General features: G+C 75.0%; 3 protein-coding genes. All 3 read left to right on the top strand.

All coding sequences use genetic code 11. The annotated features are described in order from the left end of the window. Positions 1–3,720: nicotinate-nucleotide--dimethylbenzimidazole phosphoribosyltransferase (gene cobT / locus ACFW2E_RS39470; protein ID WP_384474684.1), on the top strand; the 3,720-nt coding region annotated here is incomplete at its 5' end. Between the two features lie 141 nt (positions 3,721–3,861). Beyond that, positions 3,862–5,094: a uroporphyrinogen-III C-methyltransferase gene (gene cobA / locus ACFW2E_RS39465; protein ID WP_384474681.1), complete on the top strand. Its 1,233-nt coding sequence runs from the start codon at positions 3,862–3,864 to the stop codon at positions 5,092–5,094. A gap of 63 nt (positions 5,095–5,157) precedes the next feature. Continuing rightward, on the top strand, positions 5,158–5,976 hold the full coding sequence (locus tag ACFW2E_RS39460) for a TrmH family RNA methyltransferase (RefSeq protein ID WP_384474678.1): 819 nt from the start codon (positions 5,158–5,160) through the stop codon (positions 5,974–5,976). Positions 5,977–6,030 lie beyond the last annotated feature (54 nt).

The following is a 6,030-nucleotide window of genomic DNA, read 5'->3' as shown; positions in this document are numbered from 1 at the left end:
GTCCCGCCGTCCCCGATCCTCTCGGCGCCGCACGAGCAGAGCGCGACGCCGGCCCCGCGCCGCCCGCTGCACCTGGGTCCGCCGATCCCCGACGCCTCCGCGAGCCCGGTCCGCTCCCTGGCCGACCGCGGCCCCGCGGGCGCGCCGGTACGGCAGTCCGGGCCGCCGACCACCGGCCCCGAGTACCTCGACGTCCAGGCCCTGCGCGACCTGGCCCCGCAGAGCGCGGCGCCCTGGGGAGCGGTGCAGACGTCCGTGGCTCCGGTGGCAGAGGTGGGCGCACAGGACCCGGCCGCGGAAGCGGAAACTGTTGCTCCGCTTGCGGAGCCGGCCGCCGGTCAGGCTGCGGGTCAGACCGACGCGGCCCAGACCGACGCGGCCCAGGCCGCCGTGGCCCGGCTCGCCACGGAGGCCGCCGCCGTGGGCGGCACCGTGGAGCCGGTTCCGGCCCAGGGCCTCGCGGCCGCCGCCGCTCCGGCCCCTGCGGCGGAGCCCGTCCCGGGCGCCGAGCGGGAGGTTCCGCAGATGGTGCACGGGCACGACGGTGTGCAGACCGCGCACGGTCACGACGGGGTGTACGCCGCGCGGACCGGCCACGCGACCGGCGCCGCCCAGGGTCCGGTGGCCGGGCCGGGTGCCGAGGGTGTCCAGGGCCCGGAGACCGCACGGCCGGCGGTGGGTGTCCGGCCTTCTTCCCCCGTCCCCGCGTCCGCCGGGACGGGGGCGCCGCAGGGCGTCCAGGAGGCCGTGGCCGTGCCGCAGCCCGAGGCCGCGCAGGTCCCCGAGACACCGCAGGAGCCGCAGGTCGCGCCCGTTGCTCAGGATGCCGAAGCCGCTCCGGAGCAGGTCCCGTCCGCCGCTCAGGGTGCCGAAGCCCCTCCGGAGCAGGTCGCGCCCGTGGCTCAGGCACAGACGGCCGACGCCGGTGTCCCGCAGGATGCCGCGCAGCCCGTGGACGTCCAGGGTGTCGTCGCCGAGGCCGCCGGCGCCGGTCCGGTCCAGCAGCGGGCCAAAACCGTCGCCGCCGACCCGGCGGCCGGGCCGGTACCGGCTCCCGAGCCCGTCGCCGCCGCGCAGGCGCCGGTGGCCGAGGCTTCCGCGCCCGACGTGGACGGCGTGCAGACCGCGACGCCGGCCGACGGCACCCCCGTGCCCGTCGTCCCCCCGACCGTGGCGGCGGAGCCGGCCGCGCAGGCCGAGGTCCCGCGGCCCGGACATCCCGGAGCCGAGGAGACCCCGCAGGCCGCCCCCGCCACGACGCAGCCGCCGCAGGCCGGGGAGGCGCACCTCGTGGCCGAGCCCGGCCAGGAGCCGCAGGCCGTCGTGGCCGAACCGCATGCCGCCGTACTGCCGGCCGATGCCCTGCGCTCCGCCGAAGCGGCGGTCCCCGTAGCTGCCCCCGTAGTCGTACAGCCCCAGGAGACCGCGGGTCCCGCGGCCGGTGCCGTGCGGCCGGAGTCCGAAGCCGTCGAGCCGCAGGCCCAGCCGCAGCCGCCCGCGCCCGGCGTGGAGCCGCAGGCCGTACCGGCCGCGGCCGCCGCTCAGCCGGAGGCGCCGACGGTTGCCCCCGCGGCCGCCGAGGCAGGGCCGCAGGCAGCCGGGGACCAGAGCGCTCCCGGGACCCCGGAGGCCGACACTCCCGGCGACCCGGCCCTCCTCCAGGGTGCCGTCCCCCTGCAGCCGCACCCGGACCAGCCTCTGGGCCAGTTCGTCCCGGTCGAGGGCACTGTGCCGACCACCCCGCACCTGGCCCCGACCCCGCCGCACCCGCTGGTCCTGCCCACGCAGGAGCCGCCCGCAGCGGCGGCCCCGGACGAGCAGGTCGCCACGGTCCCCGCACCCCGCGAGGCCGAATCTGCTCCCGTGCCGACCGCGCCGGACGAGGAGCACAACCCCGAAGTCGCACAGCAGGCGGAGGATCTGGAGACCAGGGCCGCCGACCAGGAAGAGAGCACGGCCGCAGTGGCAGAAGTACGGCAGTCCACCGGCCCGGCCGCGCCCGGTTACGACGACGCCGAGCGCGAGGCCGTCCTCCGGGTCATGCGTGAGCGCCGCGACATCCGCAACGGCTTCCGCGGCGACCCGATCCCGCACGAGGTGCTGCTGCGCGTGCTGGAGGCCGCGCACACCGCGCCGTCCGTCGGGCACTCGCAGCCCTGGGACTTCGTCGTCATCCGGTCCGCCGAGACCCGCCGCACGATGCACGAACTGGCCATGCGCCAGCGCGATGCCTACGCCAAGTCGCTGCCCAAGGGCCGGGCGAAGCAGTTCAAGGAACTGAAGATCGAGGCGATCCTCGACACCCCGGTGAACATCGTCGTCACCGCGGACCCCACCCGCGGCGGCCGCCACACCCTGGGTCGTCACACACAGCCGCAGATGGCGCCGTACTCCGCGGCGCTCGCGGTGGAGAACCTCTGGCTCGCCGCCCGCGCCGAGGGCCTCGGCGTCGGCTGGGTCAGCTTCTTCGACGAGCGCGAGATGGTCCGCGCCCTCGGCCTGCCCGAGCACCTGGAGGTCATCGCCTACCTCTGCGTCGGATACGTCGACGAGTTCCCGGACGAGCCCGAACTGATGCAGGCCGGCTGGTCCAAGCGCCGCCCGCTGTCGTGGGTCGTGCACGAGGAGACGTACGGCCGTCGCGCGCTGCCCGGCGAGGACCCGCACGACCTGCTCGCCGAGACCGTGGCCGGAATCCGCCCGCTGGACGCCAAGGCGCTCGGCGAGGCCTGGGAGCGGCAGAAGCGCATGACCAAGCCGGCCGGCGCGCTCGGCATGCTGGAGATCATCTCCGCGCAGCTGTCCGGGCTGTCCCGGCAGTGCCCGCCGCCGATCCCGGAGCCCGCCGCCGTCGCGATCTTCGCCGGCGACCACGGAGTGCACGCCCAGGGCGTCACCCCCTGGCCGCAGGAGGTCACCGCCCAGATGGTGGCCAACTTCCTCGGCGGGGGAGCGGTGTGCAACGCCTTCGCCAACCAGGTGGGCGCGGAGGTCTGCGTGATCGACGTGGGCGTCGTCGCCGACCTGCCCGCCACGCCCGGTCTGCTCCCCCGCAAGATCCGTCCGGGCACGTCCGACATGACCACCGGCCCCGCCATGACCCGCGAGGAGGCCAAGGCGGCCATCGAGGTGGGCATCGAGACCGCCCGCGACCTGGTGGCGGCCGGCAACAAGGCCCTGCTCACCGGTGAGATGGGCATCGCGAACACCACCGCGTCCGCGGCCCTGATCTCCGTCTTCACGGGCGCGGACCCGGCCGAGGTGACCGGCCGTGGCACCGGCATCAACGACGAGACCCTGGCCCGCAAGACCGAGGTCGTCCGCCGGGCCATCGAGGTCCACCAGCCGGACCCGGCCGACCCGATCGGCGTCCTCGCGGCGATCGGCGGCTTCGAGCACGCGGCGATGGTCGGTCTCCTCCTGGGCGGTGCCTCGCTGCGCACGCCGGTGATCCTGGACGGCGTCAGCGCGGGGGCCGCCGCCCTCGTGGCCCGCGCCATCGCCCCCGAGGTCCTCGCGGCCTGCATCGCGGGCCACCGCAGTGCCGAGCCGGGCCATGTGGCCGCCCTCAACAAGCTGGGACTGCGCCCCCTGGTCGACCTCGACCTGCGCCTCGGCGAGGGCACGGGTGCGCTGCTCGCCCTGCCGTTGGTGCAGAGCACGGCACGGGCGATGCACGAGGTGGCGACGTTCGACTCGGCCGGAGTGACCGAGAAGTAGGACCCGCGGCAGAGGTGGTCCGGTGTTCAGCCATCGGACCACCCGAGCCGTGTGTCCCGCCCGCACCTTAAAATCCGCACGTCAGGGCCGCTCCGACGGAGCAGCGCGCCCATCGCACGCCTGCACGAGGAGCCGCACCTCATGGCCGAACACCCCGCCTACCCCGTAGGCCTCCGCCTCTCCGGCCGCCGAGTGGTCGTTCTCGGCGGCGGCCAGGTCGCCCAGCGCCGTCTGCCGGCCCTCATCGCGGCCGGAGCGGACATCGTTCTCGTGTCCCCGGCGGCGACCCCGTCGGTCGAGGCCATGGCGGACGCGGGCGAGATCGCCTGGGAGCGGCGCCCCTACGCGGACGGGGACCTCGCCGACGCCTGGTACGCCCTCATCGCCACCAGCGACGCCGCGGCCAACACCGCGGCCTCCGCCGAGGCCGAACGCCACCACGTCTGGTGTGTCCGCTCCGACGACGCCGACGCGGCCACCGCCTGGACCCCGGCGACCGGACACAGCGAGGGCGTCACGGTGGCCGTGCTCACCACGGACGCGCGCGGCCGCGACCCGCGCCACACCGCCGCCATCCGCGACGCGGTCGTGGAGGGCCTGCGCGACGGCACGCTCGTAGCCCCGCACCACCGCACCCGCACGTCCGGAGTTGCCCTCGTCGGCGGCGGCCCCGGCGACCCCGACCTCATCACCGTGCGCGGCCGTCGTCTCCTCGCCGAGGCCGACGTCGTCATCGCCGACCGCCTCGGTCCGCGCGACCTGCTCGCCGAACTCCCGCCGCACGTCGAGGTGATCGACGCGGCGAAGATCCCCTACGGCCGCTACATGGCCCAGGAGGCCATCAACAACGCGCTGATCGAGCACGCCAAGCAGGGCAAGGCGGTCGTACGGCTCAAGGGCGGTGACCCCTACGTCTTCGGCCGGGGCATGGAGGAGGTCCAGGCGCTGGCCGAGGCCGGTATCCCGTGCACGGTCGTCCCGGGCATCTCCAGTTCGATCTCGGTGCCGGGCGCGGCCGGTATTCCCGTCACGCACCGGGGCGTCGCCCATGAGTTCACCGTGGTCAGCGGGCATGTCGCCCCCGACGACGAGCGTTCCCTGGTCGATTGGCCGTCGCTCGCCAAGCTCACCGGCACCCTCGTGGTCCTGATGGGTGTCGACAAGATCGGAAAGATCGCGGAGACGCTCGTCGCCCACGGAAGGTCGCCGGAGACCCCGGTCGCCCTGGTCCAGGAGGGCACGACCGCCGCGCAGCGGCGCGTCGACGCGACCCTCGCGACCGTCGCCGAGACCGTGCGTACCGAGGACGTGAGGCCCCCGGCGGTCATCGTCATCGGCGCCGTCGTCGGCGTTGGTCCGCACCCGCCCGCGTAACCGCGGGTAACCCGTCCCGTCCGAGCCGTTGGCACCACACCCAGGACAAGGCAGTATCACCCTGTGGCCGATCTCATCACCGTTGAGGATCCCGACGACCCGCGCCTGCGTGACTACACGGGCCTGACCGATGTAGAGCTGCGCCGCAAGCGTGAACCGGCCGAAGGCCTGTTCATCGCCGAGGGCGAGAAGGTCATCCGCCGGGCCAAGGACGCCGGCTTCGAGATGCGCTCCATGCTGCTGTCGGCCAAGTGGGTCGACGTCATGCGCGACGTCATCGACGAGCTCCCGGCCCCCGTGTACGCGGTCAGCCCGGAGCTCGCCGAGCAGGTCACCGGCTATCACGTGCACCGCGGCGCCCTCGCGTCCATGCAGCGCAAGCCGCTCCCGACGGCGGCGGAACTGCTGCGGTCCGCCCGCCGGGTGGTGGTCATGGAATCCGTGAACGATCACACCAACATCGGCGCCATCTTCCGCTCGGCGGCCGCCCTCGGCATGGACGCGGTCCTGCTCTCCCCGGACTGCGCCGACCCGCTCTACCGCCGTAGTGTCAAGGTCTCCATGGGGGCGGTCTTCTCGGTGCCGTACGCGCGCCTGGACACCTGGCCCAAGAGTCTGGAGTCGGTTCGCGAGGCCGGCTTCTCGCTCCTGGCACTCACCCCGGACGAGAAGGCGAGGACCCTTGACGAGGCCGCCCCGCACCGGATGGACCGGGTGGCCCTGATGCTCGGCGCGGAAGGCGACGGCCTGTCCACGCAGGCCCTGGTCGCCGCCGACGAATGGGTGCGCATTCCGATGTCCCACGGCGTCGACTCCCTCAACGTGGGCGCGGCGGCCGCCGTCGCGTTCTACGCGGTGGCCACCGGCCGCCCCCTGGGCTAGGCCTGGGCCAGGCCCTGTCGTCGAATCCCCGCCTGCCCGGCGACGCCACGCGCG

This window comes from Streptomyces sp. NPDC058964 (assembly GCF_042741275.1).
Taxonomy (GTDB): Bacteria; Actinomycetota; Actinomycetes; order Streptomycetales; family Streptomycetaceae; genus Streptomyces.
The sequence above is the reverse complement of the archived record's forward strand: the minus strand, read 5'-3'. Positions and strand labels throughout refer to the sequence as shown.

What these genes read in the sequence shown, in the direction of transcription:
- cobA (WP_384474681.1), top strand. Translation starts at nt 3,862, where the DNA reads ATGGCCGAACACCCCGCCTACCCCGTAGGCCTCCGCCTCTCCGGCCGC.